Source organism: Pelomonas parva (genome assembly GCF_043555835.1).
In the GTDB taxonomy this organism is placed as follows: Bacteria; Pseudomonadota; Gammaproteobacteria; order Burkholderiales; family Burkholderiaceae_C; genus Pelomonas; species Pelomonas parva.
In genome coordinates this window covers 381,842-398,064 of the sequence record NZ_JBIGHV010000001.1, presented here as the reverse complement: position 1 = coordinate 398,064, position 16,223 = coordinate 381,842, and the positions used below count along the sequence as shown (strand labels likewise).

The 16,223-nt window shown below is 69.4% G+C and carries 14 protein-coding genes and 2 tRNA genes; 13 read left to right on the top strand and 3 right to left on the bottom strand.

What is annotated here, in order from left to right:
- The first annotated feature begins 10 nt into the window (after positions 1-10).
- The 3 genes from ACG00Y_RS01540 (at position 11) to ACG00Y_RS01530 (ending at position 2,328) form a co-directional block, all read left to right on the top strand.
- Positions 11-87, top strand: a tRNA-Pro gene (locus ACG00Y_RS01540).
- Between the two features lie 174 nt (positions 88-261).
- Positions 262-2,241, top strand: coding sequence for an OPT family oligopeptide transporter (locus ACG00Y_RS01535; protein WP_394475505.1), 1,980 nt, complete (start codon positions 262-264; stop codon positions 2,239-2,241).
- Positions 2,242-2,251: 10 nt separating this feature from the next.
- Positions 2,252-2,328 (top strand) — tRNA-Arg (locus tag ACG00Y_RS01530).
- Between the two features lie 48 nt (positions 2,329-2,376).
- Here ACG00Y_RS01530 and ACG00Y_RS01525 read toward each other — a convergent pair.
- Positions 2,377-3,066 carry an NUDIX hydrolase gene (locus ACG00Y_RS01525; protein ID WP_394475504.1) on the bottom strand — a complete coding sequence of 230 codons (690 nt, stop codon included), beginning with the start codon at positions 3,064-3,066 and terminating at the stop codon, positions 2,377-2,379.
- Positions 3,067-3,176: 110 nt separating this feature from the next.
- Between ACG00Y_RS01525 and ACG00Y_RS01520 the strand changes: the two genes are divergently transcribed.
- Genes ACG00Y_RS01520 through ACG00Y_RS01495 form a run of 6 tightly spaced genes read left to right on the top strand, consistent with a single transcriptional unit; the run spans position 3,177 to position 8,739 of the window.
- Positions 3,177-4,010, top strand: coding sequence for a cysteine hydrolase family protein (locus ACG00Y_RS01520; protein ID WP_394475503.1), 834 nt, complete (start codon positions 3,177-3,179; stop codon positions 4,008-4,010).
- 2 nt (positions 4,011-4,012) lie between these two features.
- Positions 4,013-5,203 carry a nicotinate phosphoribosyltransferase gene (gene pncB / locus ACG00Y_RS01515; RefSeq protein ID WP_394475502.1) on the top strand — a complete coding sequence of 397 codons (1,191 nt, stop codon included), beginning with the start codon at positions 4,013-4,015 and terminating at the stop codon, positions 5,201-5,203.
- A complete protein-coding gene (locus ACG00Y_RS01510) occupies positions 5,200-6,912 on the top strand; it encodes an NAD+ synthase (protein ID WP_394475501.1) in 1,713 nt (570 codons plus the stop codon). The genes pncB and ACG00Y_RS01510 overlap by 4 nt, the downstream gene beginning before the upstream one ends.
- The gene (locus ACG00Y_RS01505; RefSeq protein ID WP_394475500.1) at positions 6,909-7,460 is read left to right on the top strand and encodes a prolyl hydroxylase family protein; all 552 of its coding nucleotides are present in this window, start codon (positions 6,909-6,911) and stop codon (positions 7,458-7,460) included. Before ACG00Y_RS01510 ends, ACG00Y_RS01505 begins: the two co-directional genes overlap by 4 nt.
- A gap of 14 nt (positions 7,461-7,474) precedes the next feature.
- Positions 7,475-8,509, top strand: a complete 1,035-nt coding sequence (locus ACG00Y_RS01500) for a bifunctional nicotinamide-nucleotide adenylyltransferase/Nudix hydroxylase (protein WP_394475499.1) — start codon at positions 7,475-7,477, stop codon at positions 8,507-8,509.
- A 53-nt stretch (positions 8,510-8,562) separates the two neighbouring features.
- Positions 8,563-8,739 (top strand): hypothetical protein, encoded by a 177-nt coding sequence (locus ACG00Y_RS01495; RefSeq protein ID WP_394475498.1) that lies wholly within the window; start codon positions 8,563-8,565, stop codon positions 8,737-8,739.
- A 184-nt stretch (positions 8,740-8,923) separates the two neighbouring features.
- Here the strand turns inward: ACG00Y_RS01495 and ACG00Y_RS01490 are convergent, their stop codons facing one another.
- Positions 8,924-9,934: a helix-turn-helix transcriptional regulator gene (locus tag ACG00Y_RS01490; RefSeq protein WP_394475497.1), complete on the bottom strand. Its 1,011-nt coding sequence runs from the start codon at positions 9,932-9,934 to the stop codon at positions 8,924-8,926.
- Positions 9,931-10,833: a GGDEF domain-containing protein gene (locus ACG00Y_RS01485; RefSeq protein ID WP_394475496.1), complete on the bottom strand. Its 903-nt coding sequence runs from the start codon at positions 10,831-10,833 to the stop codon at positions 9,931-9,933. The genes ACG00Y_RS01490 and ACG00Y_RS01485 overlap by 4 nt, the downstream gene beginning before the upstream one ends.
- A 171-nt stretch (positions 10,834-11,004) precedes the next feature.
- On the opposite strand from ACG00Y_RS01485, the gene ACG00Y_RS01480 reads away from it, so the two are divergent.
- From ACG00Y_RS01480 to ACG00Y_RS01465, 4 genes are all read left to right on the top strand, one after another.
- Positions 11,005-13,473 carry a TonB-dependent receptor gene (locus ACG00Y_RS01480; protein WP_394475495.1) on the top strand — a complete coding sequence of 823 codons (2,469 nt, stop codon included), beginning with the start codon at positions 11,005-11,007 and terminating at the stop codon, positions 13,471-13,473.
- Positions 13,473-15,041: a phytase gene (locus ACG00Y_RS01475; RefSeq protein WP_394475494.1), complete on the top strand. Its 1,569-nt coding sequence runs from the start codon at positions 13,473-13,475 to the stop codon at positions 15,039-15,041. The genes ACG00Y_RS01480 and ACG00Y_RS01475 overlap by 1 nt, the downstream gene beginning before the upstream one ends.
- Before the next feature lie 43 nt (positions 15,042-15,084).
- A complete protein-coding gene (locus tag ACG00Y_RS01470; RefSeq protein WP_394475493.1) occupies positions 15,085-15,363 on the top strand; it encodes a hypothetical protein in 279 nt (92 codons plus the stop codon).
- 79 nt (positions 15,364-15,442) lie between these two features.
- Complete coding sequence (locus tag ACG00Y_RS01465) at positions 15,443-16,201, top strand: hypothetical protein (protein WP_394475492.1); 759 nt, start codon at positions 15,443-15,445, stop codon at positions 16,199-16,201.
- Positions 16,202-16,223 lie beyond the last annotated feature (22 nt).

The following is a 16,223-nucleotide window of genomic DNA, read 5'->3' as shown; positions in this document are numbered from 1 at the left end:
CAGGCTTGATCGGGGCGTAGCGCAGCCTGGTAGCGCATCTGCTTTGGGAGCAGAGGGTCGCGAGTTCGAATCCCGCCGCCCCGACCAACCTTTTCGACAACCCGCCCTGGCTCCGGCCACGGCGGGTTTTCTTTTGTGAGGCCCCCTCATCCGGGGCGTTCATTCGAGGGCATCCCCCCAAGTCCGACCGAGCGGTCGGCCGGGACAATCCGCGCTTTTGCTGCAACCCTGGCGGGGCCACAAGCCGCGCCCGAGAGACCCATGGCACTCCAACACCTGACCGACGAGCAGATCGCCACCTGGACCCGCGCCCAAAAGGACGAGTGGTGGTTCAAGAACATCTTCCGCGGCGACATGGCGCAGCTGACGCTGCGCTCCGGCTTCACCGGCTTCCTGCTCGGCGGCATCCTGTCGGCCACGGGCCTGTACATCGGCGCCAAGACCGGCATCGCCATCGGCGTGGGGCTGACCTCGGTGATCCTGGCCTTCGCGCTGTTCCGCGCGCTGCATGCCGCCGGTTTCGCGCAGGACTACACCATCCTGGAGAACAACTGCACGCAGTCCATCGCGACGGCGGCGGGTTATGTGGCCACGCCGCTGTTCTCCAGCCTGGCGGCCTACATGCTGATCACCGGGATCATTCCGCCGTGGTGGCAGCTCGTCGTCTGGATCTTCGTCGTCGCGCTGATCGGCGTGCTGCTGGCCTTCCCGCTGAAGCGCCGCTTCATCAACGAAGACCAGGCGCCGTTCCCCGAAGGCCGTGCTTGCGGCGTGGTGCTGGATTCGCTGTACCACGGCGCCGGTGATGAAGGCGTGTTCAAGGCCAAGCTGCTGGGCGTGGTGGGCGGCTTCACGGCGCTCTACCAAGCCATCGTCAGCGACGGCTGGATGAAGCTGGTGCAATTCAAGATCCTCATGCTGGACAAATGGGCCGGCATGGTCGAGCCCTGGTATCTGCACGACCGCCTGGACAGCTATTACTACACCTGGGCCACCAAGGCGCAGGCCTTCATCCCCACCATCCTGGGCACTGACATTCGTCAGCTGGGTCTGCGCCTGACGCTGGATGCCGCCATGCTGGGCGTCGGCGGCCTGATGGGCATTGCGGTGGCGACCAGCTGCTTCCTCGGCGCCTTCATCAACTTCGTCGTGCTGGCGCCGCTGATGATCCAGGCCGGCGACATCGCCCCGCGCCTCGCCGCCGACGGCGCGCTGATCCCGCTGAACCGCGCCGAGATCGTCAACCAGTGGTCGCTGTGGTGGGGCGTCACGATGATGGTGGTGGGCGCCATGGTGAGCCTGCTGGCCAAGCCGGAGATCTTCACAGGCCTCTTCAAGCGCAAGGCCGCACCGACCGCAGATGCCGGCCCGGACCTGCTCAAGGACATCGAAGTGCCGCTGTGGATCAGCTACATCGGCGTGCCGGTGTTCAGCGTCTTGGGCAGCTACCTGACGCATCTGTTCTTCGACGTGCCGATGTGGCTGGCGCTGATCTCGCTGCCGCTGATCTTCGTGCTGACCATCATCTGCACCAACTCGATGGCGCTGACCTCGTGGACGCCGACGGGGGCGCTGTCCAAGATCACGCAGTTCTCGATGGGCGCCATCGACCGCACCAACCCCGGCTCCAACCTGCTACCGGCGGCCATGACCAGCGAGATCGCGTCCAACGCGGCCAATCTGCTGTCTGACATCAAGCCCGGCTACATGCTGGGCGGCAAGCCGCGCCACCAGGCCGTGGGCCATGTCATCGGCAACCTGGCCGGCGTGCTGACCTGCGTGCCGTTGTTCTTCCTGCTGTTCCTGCAGCCGGATGCCAACGGCGTGCGCAACGCTGCCAACATGGTGACCGACCAGTTCGCGATGCCTGCGGCCCTGCAGTGGAAGGGCGTCGCCGAGATCATCGCCAAGGGCCTGAAGGGCCTGCCGACGTCGGCGCTGATCTCCATGGCCGTGGCCGCCCTGGCCGCCGTCGCGATGGAAGTGGCGCGCATCAAGACCAAGGGCCGCTTCCAGCTGTCCGCCGTGGCCACCGGCCTGGGCGTCGTGCTGCCGCCGGAGGCCGTGCTGGCCATGTTCGTTGGTGCCGTGCTCTTCTTCGTCATGGGCCGCAAGCACAAGACGCCGGGCACCCAAGGCCACCGTGTCTGGGTCGAAGGCATGGAGCCGATCTGTGCCGGTCTCATCTCCGGTGCCGCGCTGATGGGCATCGGCAACGCGATCATCAACGTGCTGATCTAATCCGCTTTTTCCGACCGTAGCTCAACCGGATAGAGCACCCGCCTTCTAAGCGGGCGGTTACAGGTTCGATTCCTGTCGGTCGGGCCAGTACACAAGAACACCCAGGCGCGCTTCGCGGCCTGGGTGTTTTGGTTTTCACGCATTCAACCCGCGCCCCACGAGGCGCAGCGTGCGGCGGTACTCGTCCTTCAAGCGGTACAGCTGCGCCGGCCGGTGGGCGCCGTCCGCGCGCTTGGCGCCGGGCACGGGCTCCAGCATGCCTAACTCATCCATCTTGCGGCGAAAGCTCACCGGGTTGATGGCCTCGCCCAGCAGCGCCGCGTAGATGGCGTGCAGCTCGGGCAGCGTGAAGGGCTCGGTGCACAGGTAGACGGGCAGGGACGAGTACTGGCTCTTGTTGCGCACCCGCTCGACGGCCATCGCGACGATGCGACCGTGGTCGAACGGCAGCTGCGGCAGGCGGTCTACCGGAAGCCAGTGCTGGCCGGGCTGGCCGTGCTCGGGCGCGGCCACCAGCGCGAAATAGGCCACCGACACGCTCCAGCCGCGCGGGTCGCGGGCGGGGCCGCTGAAGCTGGCCAGCTGCTCCAGGTAGGGGCTTTGCAGCCCGGCCTTCTGCAGCAGCACGCGCTGGGCGGCATCCTCGCAGCCCTGGTCCTCATCGGTGTGAACATAGCCGCCGGGCAGCGCCAGCGCGCCGTCGAAGGGTTCGCGGTCGCGCTTGAGCAGCATGACCTGCAACTGGCCTTCGCGCAGCGTCAGCAGCACGATGTCGACGGTGCAGATCAGGCGGTGGTCGTTGGAGGAGTTCTTTGAAGAATTCACCAAAGCAAGGATACGCGGTCCGCCCCGCCACAAGCCAGTCTGCAGCTACTTAGTTGCACAATTAACTTAAGTGGAGATATCATGCGGCCACACGACAAGAGGAGAAGCACATGAGCACGCATCTGCTGCTGATCGACCCGCAGAACGATTTCTGCGACCTGCCCGAGAACTGGCTGCCGCGCTCGCCCGTGAGCGGCGAGCTGATCCGCCCTGCGCTGCCCGTGACCGGCGCGCATGCCGACCTGCAGCGCGCCGCCGCGTTGGTGCAGCGACTGGGCGCCCGGCTCGACGCGATCACCGTGACGCTGGACTCGCACCACCGCATCGACATCGCCCATCCCGGCTTCTGGCTCGACGCCGGTGGCAAGGCGCCCGGGCCGTTCACGCCCATCACGGCGGCTCAGGTCCGCGCAGGCGCCTACGCGCCGCGCGACGCAGCCCAGCTCACTCGCACGCTGGCCTATCTGGACGCGCTGGAGGCCACCGGCCGCTACACGCTGATGGTCTGGCCCGTGCACTGCCAAATGGGCAGTTGGGGTCACGGCGTGCATGCCGGCCTGCAAGCCGCGCTGGATGCCTGGGCGGACGCGCAGGGAAGTTCGGTCGCCGTCGTCACCAAGGGCGAGAACCCCTGGACCGAGCACTACAGCGCGCTGCAGGCTGAGGTGCCCGACGCAGCCGACGAGCGCACCGAGCTGAACCAGGCGCTGCTGGCCGAGCTGGACCGCTTCGACCGCGTGCTGATCGCCGGCGAGGCGGGCAGCCACTGCGTGCGCGCCACCGTCGAGCACCTGGCCGCGCACCTGCCTTCGCAGCAGTTGGGCAAGCTGGTGCTGCTGACCGACTGCATCAGCCCGGTGGCCGGCTTCGAGGCTCAGCAGGCCGAGTTCCTGGCGGCGATGCAGGCGCGCGGCCTGCAGCTGGCCACCAGTACGGAGGTCTGACCATGCCCATCATCACCAGCCTGCTGGATACCGACCTCTACAAGTTCACGATGTGGCAGACGCTGCTGCATCGGCACCCCGAGACCCAGTCCGAGTACCGCTTCGTCTGCCGCAACCAGCCGGGCTATGCGCTGGCCGAGCTGAAGGCCGATGTGGAGCGTGAGCTGGACGCGCTGTGCGCCCTGAGCTTCCGCGAGGACGAGCTGGCCTATCTGAAGGGCCTGCGCTTTATCAAGAGCGACTTTGTCGACTTCCTGCGCATCTTCCGCTTCCAGCGCGCCTTCATCGAGGTGACGACCGAAGGCCCCAGCCTGCACATCGTCGCGCGCGGCCCGCAGGTGCATGTGATGGGCTTCGAGATTCCGGTGCTGGCCATCGTCAACGAGCTGTACTTCCGCCGGCTGGACACGCCGGAGGTTCGCATCGAAGGCCAGCGCCGGCTGGACGCCAAGATCGCCGCGCTGCAGGCCTTTGCCGCCGAGCCTAGCCAGCAGCGCCATCCGTTCGACCTGTTCGACTTCGGCCTGCGCCGTCGCTTTTCGGGCGCCTGGCAGCGCGAGGTGGTGCGCCGGCTGCGCGACGCCTTGCCGCAGCACTTCAAGGGCAGCTCCAACGTGCTGCTGGCCAAGGAGCTGGGCCTCGTGCCCATCGGCACCATGGCCCACGAATACCTGCAGACCTACCAGGCCCTGGGCACCGTGCGTCTGCGCGACCACCAGAAGGCGGCGCTGGAAGACTGGGTGCAGGAGTACCGCGGCGACCTCGGCACGGCGCTGACCGACGTGGTCGGCATGGACGCCTTCCTGGCCGACTTCGACCTCTACTTCGCCAAGCTCTTCGACGGCCTGCGCCACGACAGCGGCGACCCGGTCGTGTGGGGCGAGAAGGCGCTGGCCCACTACGCCAGGCTGCGCGTCGACCCGCACACCAAGCGCCTCGTGTTCAGTGACGGGCTGACGGTGACCAAGGCCATCGCGCTCTACCGCCACTTTGCCGACCGCGTGCAGCTGGGCTTCGGCATCGGCACCCACCTGAGCAATGACCTCGGCCTGACGCCGCTGAACATCGTCATGAAGCTGACCCACGCCAACGGTCAGCCGGTGGCCAAGCTCAGCGACAGCCCGGGCAAGACGCTGTGCGACGACGAGACCTTCCTGGCCTATCTGCGCCAGGTGTTTGGCATCAAGCAATGATCAAGCTGACGATTGCGCAACTGAACCTGACCGTCGGCGACGTGGCCGGCAATGTCGCCCGCATGGTGGCCGCCGCGCGCCAGGCGGCCTGGGCCGGGTCGCAACTGGTCGTTTTCCCCGAGCTGGCCGTCAGCGGCTACTACCCCGGTGACCTGCTGGACGAGCCGGCCTTTCTGCGCGAGGTCGAGGCCGGCCTGCAAGCGCTGCGGCAGGCCTCGCGCGAGCTGCCTGATCTGGCCTGGGTGTTCGGCGCGCCGCTGCTGCGCGACGGCCCCGGAAAGAAGCTGGAGAACGGCCTGCTGGTGCTGAAGGGTGGCGAGGTGTTGCTGCGTTATGCCAAGCAGCTGCTGCCCACCTACAACATCTTCGACGAGCGCCGCCACTTCGAACCCGGCCCCGATGTCGCGAGGGTGCTGCGCATCGGCACGGCCCAGGTCGGCCTGCTGATCTGCGAGGACGGCTGGAACGACGACGGCGCGGACTACGGTGTCAACCCCTTCGAGCGCCTGCGCGACGCCGCGCCCGACCTGGTCATCAGCATCAACGCCAGCCCCAGCCACATCGGCAAACGCGAGCAGCGCCACCAGGTGTTCGGCGCTGCATCAAAGCGCAACGGCCTGCCCATCCTCTACGTCAACCACATCGGCGGGCATGACCAATTGGTCTACGACGGCGCCAGCTTCGCCGTCGAGCCCGAGGCGGGCGTCGTCTTCGAGGCGGAGCGCTTTGTCGAGTCGATCCGCACGCTGGGCTTCGAGAACGGCCGCTTTGTCGAGCTGGACGGGCAACGCCCGGCCCACCCCGATCCCGCCGGCCTGAGCGCCATGGCCTTCTACCGCGTTCAGATCGTGCTGGGCCTGCGCGACTATGCGCGCCGCTGCGGCTTCACGCGGGCGGTGGTCGGCAGCTCCGGCGGCATCGACAGCGCGCTGACGCTGGCGCTCGCAACCGAGGCGTTAGGTGCAGACAACGTCGTCGGCATCACGATGCCGTCCAGCTTCTCGTCCAGCGGCTCGGTGACGGACTCCGAGGCGCTCGCCCGCAACCTCGGCATCAAGCTGCTCAACCACCCCATCCTGACCGCCGTAGAGGCGCTGAAGGCCCAGTTCGCGCAGAGCTTCGGTGCGCCCATGCAGGGGCTGACGCTGGAGAACCTGCAGGCCCGCGTGCGCGGCACCATCCTGATGGCCTACTCCAACGCCAACGGCCACCTGCTGCTGACCACCGGCAACAAGAGCGAGGTGTCGGTGGGCTACTGCACGCTGTACGGCGACACCAACGGCGGCCTCGGCCTCATCGGCGACCTGTACAAGACCGAGGTGTTCGAGCTGTGCCGCCATCTGAACGACGCGGCCGGCCGCGAACTCATCCCCATGGCCATCCTCGACAAGGAGCCCTCGGCCGAACTGGCACCCGGCCAGCGCGACAGTGACAGCCTGCCACCCTATCCGGTGCTTGACGAGATGCTGAAGGTGCTCGTCGAAGGGCAAAGCCTGGGCGCTGCCGAACGCCAGGCCGCCGAAGCCTGCATGACGGCGCTGCGCGCCACGCCCGAGGGCAGGGCGCTCATCGACAAGGTCGCGCGCATGATCCAGCGCAGCGAGTACAAGCGGCGCCAGGCGCCACCGCTGATCCGGCTGCGTGCGCGCGCATTTGGCCAGGGTCGGCAGATGCCGATCGCGGCGGTGTTTCCGGCGGTGCTGGCATGAGCATGACGACCGTGCGGCACAGCGAGCGGGTGTTCTCCGTGCCCGGATTCCTGGCGCCCGGTGAATGTGCTGAGCTGATCGCGCTGGCCGAGCAAGCGGGCTTCGACGCGGCTGCCGTGCGCACCGAGGAGGGCCAGCGCGCCATGCCCCGCGTGCGCAACAACGCGCGCACGATCATCGACAGCTCGCCATGGACGAAGGAGTTGTGGGGGCGCCTGCTGCGTGTCGAGCTGCCGGTCATTGAAGGCCAAAGTGCCACTGGGCTGCCGCGCTCGCTGCGCTTCTACAAGTACGTACCGGGCCAGCGCTTCAAGATGCACAAGGACGGACCCTGGCGCGAGGATGGTCGCGTCAGTCAGCTGACCTTCCTGGTCTACCTGAATGATGGCTTCACGGGTGGTTGCACGGATTTCCGTAGCTTCGCCGTCCAGCCGAATGCGGGTACCGCCCTTCTATTTCTGCACGACACCTGGCACGAAGGCGCCGAGATCATCGAAGGCACGAAGTACGTGCTGCGCTCTGACGTGCTGTATAGCCCCCTTTCATAGGAGCCCGCTCGAACATGACCTCAGTCGCCGTCGTCATTGGCCGCTTCCAGCCCTTCCACAACGGCCACCTCGCCCTGCTGAGCGAGGCACTGGCCGCCGCGCCGCGCGTGATCGTCATGATGGGCTCGGCGCATCAGGCGCGCTCGCCCCGCCACCCCTTCAGCTGGACAGAGCGCGCCGAGATGCTGAATCTGGCCCTGACCGAGGCGGAGCGCGAGCGCGTGGAAGTGGTGCCCCTGCGCGACCTCTACGACGAGACCCGCTGGGTGCAGGCGGTACGCGCCGCCGTCGAGCAGCGCGTGGGCAATGCCGACGTGACGCTCGTGGGCCATTTCAAGGACGCCACCAGCGACTACCTGCGCCGCTTCTCGCCCTGGCAGCTGCAAAGCCTGCCGCGCCAGCACCGCGTCGACGCCACCGACCTGCGCGCCGCCCTGTTCGAGGCCGAGCCCGATGCGCTGGATGGCGTGCTCGCCAGCTGGGTCGACCAGGTGCCGCCCGGCACGCGCGCCTTCGTGCAGGCCTGGGCGCATCTGCCCTACCTGGCCGCGCTGCGTCGCGAGTGGACGATGCTGAAGGCCTATCGCCGCGCCTGGGCCGCCGCGCCCTATGCGCCGACCTTCGTCACCGTCGACCTGGTGCTGCAATGCGCCGGCCATGTGCTGCTGATCCAGCGCGCCCGCGACCCCGGCCAGGGCCTGTGGGCCTTGCCTGGCGGCTTCGTCGAGCCGCGCGACACGCTCTACCAGTCCGCCCTGCGCGAGCTGGAGGAGGAGACCGGCCTGCGCCTGCTGCCCGAGACGCTGGCGCGTGCGCTGCGCGGCGTGGCCGTCTTCGACCACCCGGACCGCAGCCAGCGTGGCCGCACGATCTCGCACACCCACCACTTCGACCTGGGCGACCGTGAGCTGCCGGAGGTGCAGGGTGCCGATGACGCGGCGCAGGCGCGCTGGGTGCCGGTGGCCGAACTGGCGGCGATGGAGGCGCAGTTCTTCGACGACCATTTCCACATGCTGGACCGCTTCCTGGGCTTGCTGCCGGCCGGGTGAGCGGCTTGCGGGCATGGCGTTTGCCGAGCGAGGCGCACATGCAAGGAGCCACCATGACCCCCGAAACCAAGCAGCCTGCGCAGCCGCTGCCCATCCACCCCACGACCGACGACGGCGCCGCTGCACCCAAGCCCGCTGTGCCGGGTTCACCCGCCCAGAAGGGCCCGCAGAAGCCGATCCGCGACCTCAAGCCAGGCGAGCCGCCGCCTGAATCGAGTGCCGGGTCGTAAGGCTTGCCTGCTCCGCCATGGCGACGCGGCCTCGTCCTACAGGCAGGCCGCCGCAGATGCAGCTACATTGGCCCTGGGCTTCGGCCCCCTGCTGTTCCTCCCTGAGCAGGCGTCTACCGTGACAGCGGAAGACGGTTTGAACCCCGGTCGCAAGACCGGGGTTTCTTTTTTTCCGCGTTCGACTTCAGCTCAGGGCCCACGCGCCCGGCGCCATGCCGGTCCAGCGCTTGAACGAGCGGCGGAAGTTCGCGCCGTCGAAATAGCCCAGCGCCTGCGCCACCGCATCGCGGCCCTGGCCGCGCGGGCCCAGCAGGTAGACGGCCACGTGGGCACGCACCCGGTCCACCTCGGCCTGGTAGTGCGTGCCGTGGCGGGCCAGGCGGCGCTTGAAGGTGGCGGGGCTCATGCCGGACTCGGCGGCCAGCACCTCCAGGCTGGGCGGCTCGGCGAGCTGGCGCAGCAGGCGGTCGCCGACGCTGGCGAGCAGCCCTCGGCGCAGCGCCTGCGGGTCGGCGTGGCGGGCCAGCGCCGTGGCGGCGACGCCCGGTGCGCCGGGCCACTGTAGATCGGCCTCGCAGCGCAGCAGGCGCATCGCGTCGACCTGGCAGCCGAAGTGCAGCGCCGTGCCCAGGTGCACCGCATGCTGGGCGCGGTCGCGCGGCGCGGTGCGGTCGAAGCTGAAGCGCCAGGGCAGGCGCCGGCCGGCGCGCCAGGCGCACAGGCTGGCGACGGCGCTCATGTGCAGGTCGACGATGAAGCCGCGCAGCCCGGCCGGCAGGCCGCAGGCGTCGGCCCAGACGAGGATGACTTCCTGCTCGTCCACCAGCAGGCGCGGCGTCAGCAGCGGCGTCAGGCGGCCGGCGTGGCGGCACAGGCTCTGCAGCATGTCGACCAGGCTGCCCGCCTGCAGCAGTGCCTGGCTGGCCAGGCCGTAGTGGCCTGGCAGCAGCAGCTGGCCCAGCGCAAAGGCGCTGTCCGCGCCGGCCTCGCGCATCGGCGCCAGCAGGGCGATCAGCTGGCGTGGCGAGATCAGCGGCTGCTCGGGCCAGGGCAGCGCGATGTCACGGTGATGGGCGAACTCGGCCAGCAGCGCGGCGTGGTCGGCCACCGGCAGGCAGGCGGTGTCGATCTCGTAGGGCTGCAGCGCCGTGGCATCCAGGGGCAGCAGCGCGTCCAGCTGGGCTTGCAGCGTCATAAGGCCTGCAGCAGGTCCAGCAGCAACTGCTCGGGCGGCTGCGTGCCGGCGGTGGCGCGCAGCGCGGCGCGCACCGGCAGGCGCAGGCGCTGGCCGTCGCGGCCGTTGAAGTTGAGCCGGGCCAGCGCCGCCTTCAGCTCATCCGCCAGCCGCTCGCCGTCGGCCGCGCCGCAGTCGGGCAGCAACACGACGAAGCGGTCGCCCGCGTACCGGCACAACAGATCGCCGGGGCGCAGGTTGAGCAGCAGCGTCAGGCCGGTGGCTTCCAGCGCCCGGTCGGCCGTCTGCAGGCCATGCTCGCGTGTCAGGCGGTCGAAGCCCTCGAAGCCCAGCATCAGCACGCAGCCCGCGCGGCCCAGGCCGCGTTCGAGCTGGATCTGCCCGGCCATGTAGCCGGCGTCGGCCAGCTGCGTCACACGGTCGACCGCGCGGTGGTCGCGGGTGAAGCGCTCGCGCTGGGCGAGCTGGCGGCTTAGCACGCGCTGCTCCTGGCGCCAGAAGTGCAGGCCCACGGTCAGCAGCGCCATGCCCAGCGGCGTCAAAGCCTCCAGCGCGTTGTCCCAGACCATGGCCTTGGGCAGGCGCCAGATCTCGTCCAGCGCGTCCACCCATTCGCCCACCAGCATGGCGGCCAGGCCCAGCACCAGCCAGGCGGTCACGCGGCCGGCCGGCCGGCTGCCGCGCACATAGACCAGCCACACGCCCACCATCAGCGCCATGCCGCCTTCGGCCAGCACGTCCGTCCAGTGCCACTCGGCCAGCGGCTTCAACTCGCCGAACGTGGCGAAGGCCAGCGTCAGCGCGCCCAGCAGCAGGCTCAGGGCGGGGTAGAAGAACTCCCGCGCCAGCAGGTTCAGGGGCCGGGTGGCGAAGGAGGAGGGAAGGCTCGCACGGGTCATCGGGCCATCGTATGAACAGCGTGTGACAGCGTTGGGAAGAAGGGTCTGGGGAGTCGGATCGGCTCACCGGATGAGGTCTGCATGCGCCACTTGGCCTTTGTGACAGCCTTTTCAAACGGGCGCCACGGGCCGTCGCGAGCATGGCGGCCATTCACTCCCTGGCGACCCGCAATGAATCACAAGAATCTCCAGCGCCCCAGCCTGCTGGCCCTTTCGCTCAGCCTGGCCTTCGCGGCACAAGCGCAGACCCGGCAGCTCGACACCATCGTCGTCACCGGCCAGCGCGCCAGCCTGCAGTCCGCGCTAGAAAAGCAGCGCGCCGCCCAGGGCGTGCTCAGCGTCGTGCATGCCGACGGTATCGGCCAGCTGCCCGACGACAACGCCGCCGAGGCGCTGGCCCGGCTGCCCGGCGTGACGCTGGAGCGCGACCAGGGCGAGGGCCGCTTCGTGCGCGTGCGCGGCCTGGGGTCGGACGTCAACACCATCAGCATCAACGGCGCCACCGTGCCCGCCTCCGAAGCCGGCCGCCGCGCGCCGGGGCTGGACGTCGTGCCCGCCGGGCTGATTCGCTCGCTGGAAGTGCACAAGACGCTGACGCCCGACATGGACGCTAGCAGCCTGGGCGGCAGCGTCAGCGTCAACACGCTGACCGGCTTCGACGTGAAGGGCCGCCTGCTGGCGCTGGACCTGGGCCTGAACCACGACAGCAACCTGGGCGCCACCAAGCCGCGCCTGGGCGTGACCTTTGCCGACCGTTTTGCCGACGGCAAGCTGGGTCTGGCCGTGTCGGTGTCCGGCGACCAGCGCCGCTTTGCCAGCGACAACGTCGAGACCGGCGGCGCCTGGGACGAGGGCAAGCTGGAGGAGCTGGAGCTGCGCCGATACGAGATCCAGCGCACGCGCGTCGGCGCCGCCTTCAGCCTGGACTGGCGCCCGGCCGCCGGCCAGCAGCTCTACCTGCGCGGCTTTGGCAGCCGCTTCAGCGACGACGAGCAGCGCCAGTCGCTGGCCGTTGAGTTCGAGGGTGCGCAGGCGGCTGGCGAGCTGGGCGAGGGTACGGCGGTGCGCAGCCTGAAGGCGCGCAAGGAGACCGCGCGCACCGCGTCGCTGGCGCTTGGCGGCAGCCTGGACCTTGCCGGCTGGCAGCTGGCCGCCGAGGCCGGACTGGGCCGGGCCGAGGAGCGCACGCCCGAGGGGCTGGCAGGCTCGGCGTTTGAAGCGGACTTCGATGGACTGGGCTTCACCGACAGCCGCCGCCCGCTGCTGCAAGGCCCGGGGGCCTTGCGTGAGGCCTCGGCCTACGAGCTGGACGAGGTGGAGGTGGAAGACAGCCGCGCCCGCGACCGCGTGCGCCATGTCAAGCTGGACTTGAAGCGCAGCTTCGAGCTGGCCGGCGGTGCCAGCCTTGAGTTCAAGACCGGCGCCAAGGCCACGCGCCGCCACAAGGACAACCAGCAGGAAACCTATGTGCTGGACAGCGACACGCTGGGCGAACGCGGCCTGGCCGACGTGGTCGGCAGCGGCGCCGTCAGCTACCCCTGGGGTGGCGGCTTCGGTCCGGCCATGGATGCGGGCAAGGTGCGCGCGCTGTGGCGCGGCATCAACCTGGCCGACTCGCGCGACGACGAAGACTCCGTGGTGGGCGACTTCGACATCAAGGAGCACGTCGATGCCGCCTACGCCCAGGCCACCTGGGAAAGCGGCGGCCTGCAGCTGCTGGGCGGGCTGCGCATGGAGCGCATCACGTTCAATGCGCGCGGCACGGCGCTGGTGGACGCAGAGGCTCAGCCCGTCAGCGTCGACACCCGCAGCACGCACTGGCTGCCGGCGCTGCTGGTGCGCCAGGACCTCGGCAACCAGCTGCTGCTGCGCGCGGCGCTGACGAGTTCCCTCGTGCGGCCCACGTTCGAGCAGCTGTCGCCGGGCATGGTCGTCGACGGCGACGAGGCCGAGCTGGGCAACCCGCGCCTGAAGCCGCTGCGCTCGCGCAACCTGGACCTCGGCCTGGAGCAGGGCCTGGGCCGCGACGGCACGCTGTCGGCTTACGTCTTCACGAAAAGCATCAAGGACTTCGTCTTCCAGACCGACCTGGCCGGCAGCCCTGGCTGGGAGGACTTCAGCCAGGTCAACACCTTTGCCAACGGCGGCAGCGCGAAGCTGCGCGGCCTGGAGCTGGCCTATGCCCAGGTGCTGCGCAGCCTGCCGGCGCCGTTCAACGGCCTCATCCTCGGCGCCAACGCGACCTTCGTGAAGTCCAAGGCACGCGTCGGCGGCTATGACGAGGGCGTGTGGAAGAGCCGCGAGATCAGCCTGCCCAGCCAGTCCGACCGCAGCTTCAACCTCAGCCTGGGCTGGGAGGGGCGAGGCATCAACACCCGGCTGGCGTTGAACCAGCAGTCGTCCTACCTGATCGAGGTCGGCAGCGTCTTCGACCCCGCCAAGGACCTGCGCGTGGACGGCCAGAAGCGGCTGGACTTCTCGTTGAAGTACGCCGTCAGCAAACAGCTCGAACTCAGCTTCGAGGCCGCCAACCTGACCAACCAGGCCTACTACGTTTACCAGGCCACGCCCGCGCAGAACGCGCAGTACGAGCGCTATGGTCGCAGCTTCAAGCTGGGTATGAAGTGGAGCCTGTTCTGATGCGCCGCCTGTTGTTGACCCTGGCCCTCGCAGCCTGCGCCGGTGGCGTGCAGGCGGACCGTTTCGTGCTCGCCAAGACGGCGCTGGAGCTGCATGACGACGCCGGCCGCGTGCTGGCCCGCCACGCCATCCGCGCCAAGCACATGGACCAGCGCAGTGGCGATGGCCTGCTGGCCGTGCTGCAGGACGCGGACAGTGGGCAGATCCAGCTCTGGCGCGCGTCCGCCGGCCGCATGAGCCGGGCCGCAGCCTGGCCGGCACCGGCGCTGGAGGTCGAGCAGCTTTGCCTCTACCGCGACCCGCAGGGCCTGCTGCATGTCTTCCTGCTCGGCAACGAGGGGCTGTCCGAGCAATGGCTGCTCGACGGGGCGCGCGCACTGCCGGTGCAGCGCCTGGCCACACCGCTGGCCCCCAGCGCCTGCCGCGTGCGCGACGAAGAGGGCATGCTCTACGTCGCCGAGCCGGGCGTGGGCCTGTGGGCGTTGTCCGCCAACGCCGAGCGCCCAGGCCGGCGCCTGCTGCTGGCCGATGCGGCCTCGGGCGAGAAGGCGTTGAATGCGCGGCTGGCTGCCTGGCTGGCCGAACACCCGGTCGCAGCACCGCAGGTACAGCCGCCCGTGGTTTTGCCCACCGGCCAGACCCAGCCCGTTCGCGAAGCCGGCGACGCCGCCGACGACCCCGCCATCTGGGTGCACCCATCGCGCGGACCATCAAGCCTCATCCTCGCGACCGACAAGAAGCGCGGCCTGGCCGTCTACGGCCTGGACGGCAAGGAGCGCCAGTTCCTGCCCGTCGGCCGCATCAACAACGTCGACCTACGGCAAGGTCTGAGCTACGGCGGCCGCAAGCTGGACCTGGCCGTGGCCACGCAGCGTGATGAGGCCGGCCTGGTGCTGTTCGGCATCTCGCCCGTCGGTCGTGTCACCGAGCTGGCGCGGCTCAAGACCAGCCTGGACGACATCTACGGCGTCTGCGTGGGCCGCAATGCCGAGGGCGGGTTGGATGTCTTCCCCAATGACAAGGATGGCCGCGTGCTGCAGCTGCGCCTGAAGCAGCAAGGCAAGACCTGGCAGGCCGAGCCCGTCGCTGAGGTCCGTCTGGCCAGCCAGCCCGAGGGCTGCGTCGTGGACGAGGCCAACCAAGGCCTCTTCATCGGCGAGGAGAAGCGCGGCGTCTGGCGCCTGGACCTTGCCACGCCGGGCAGCACACCGCAGCTTGTTATCCAGGCCGGGCCAGGATTGACGCCCGATGTCGAAGGCCTGGCCATCCACCCCGGGCGCGGTTGGTTGGTGGTGTCTTCCCAGGGCAGCGACTCCTACGCCGTCTACGACATCCGCCCGCCGTTCGCGCAGCGCGGCACCTTTGCCATAGCCACCAACGCCGCACTGAGCATCGACGGTGTCTCCGAAACCGACGGCCTGGACCTGAGCCCCGCCAACCTCGGCGGGCCCTATGCCGACGGCGTGCTCGTCGTGCAGGACGGCCACAAGCGCCTGCCGCACGGGCCGCAGAACTTCAAGCTGGTGCCTTGGTCGGCGGTGGAAAAGGCGGTGTTGACTCGCCGCTAGGATGTGCGGCCCACCCCCTCAATTCCTGCCTTCCATGAGAGTCTTGCTGTTGTCCGTCTGCATTTCGCTGAGCGCCTGTGCCTCGCCCCATTGGGTGAACCCGCGCAACCCGGCTGCCGATCTGCAGGCGGACACGGCGGCCTGCGAACGGGATGCCGAGCGTGTAGGCCGGCTCAACCAGCTCGTCGGCCAACCTGCCGGTGGCTGCTTCTATGGCAGAGGCTGCGCGGCCGATGCCGAGAACCAGCAGATGAGGATCGCCGCCGAAGCCACGGTCGCGCAGAAGCGGTGCATGGCGGCGCGGGGTTGGCGGCAAGCCTGACCGCCTGCAACCGTGGGGCTTGCCGGCCCGGGAGGGTTGGGGGCAGCATCGGCGCTCCCGCCGACTCCCGGAGCCTGCCATGCCCCACACCCGCCTCGCCCTCGCCCTTCTGATCGCCCTGGCCGGCCCGGCGCAGGCCCTGATCCTCGATGCCGCGCCGAACAAGGTGTTCACCAGCGCCAGCGCCGAGGCCGCCTTCGAGGGCGCGGCCAGCCTGACGGCGAACGACACCCAGACCGCCGTCATCGAGTACCCCGGCTTGCCCGGCGGTGCGGCGGCCGGCGTGGCGCTGCGGCCGTTCTCGGGCGCGGCCAAGGACCAGGCCAGCGGCAGCCTGGCCATCAGCTTTCTCGGCGGCGCCGGGGCGCTGGCGGACAGTTTCAGCTTCACGTTCAGCGGCACGGTCAGCGCGGAGTCGGCGCTGGCCGCTCCGGGCGACCCGGCCTCGGCCCGGGTGACGCTGCAGGGGGCGATGTTCTTCTACCTGGACCCGCTCTTCACCGGCCTGCCCGCCGGCAGCCTGCTGGGCAGCCTGCGCGTCGACGGCCTGCGTACCGCGCTGCCGTATGAGAGCTTCTCGATGACGCTGTCGGACGAGACCGCCGGCACCAGCAGCTTGCTGACGCCCGGCGGCCCGGGCGCGGACCTGCCGCTGCTGATGGGCCATGGCTATTCGGTGACGGCTGCCTACACCATGGCCGTGCCGCATGGCATCGACCCCGACTTCGCGCTGGTGCTGGGCGGCACGGCGGCGCTGCAGCCGGTGCCCGAGCCCAATTCCGGGTGGCTCGCTCTCCTTGGCCTCGCCTGGCTGGCAAGCCGCCGCCGACCCTGCTAGGCTGCCGCCCGCCAGGACGTGG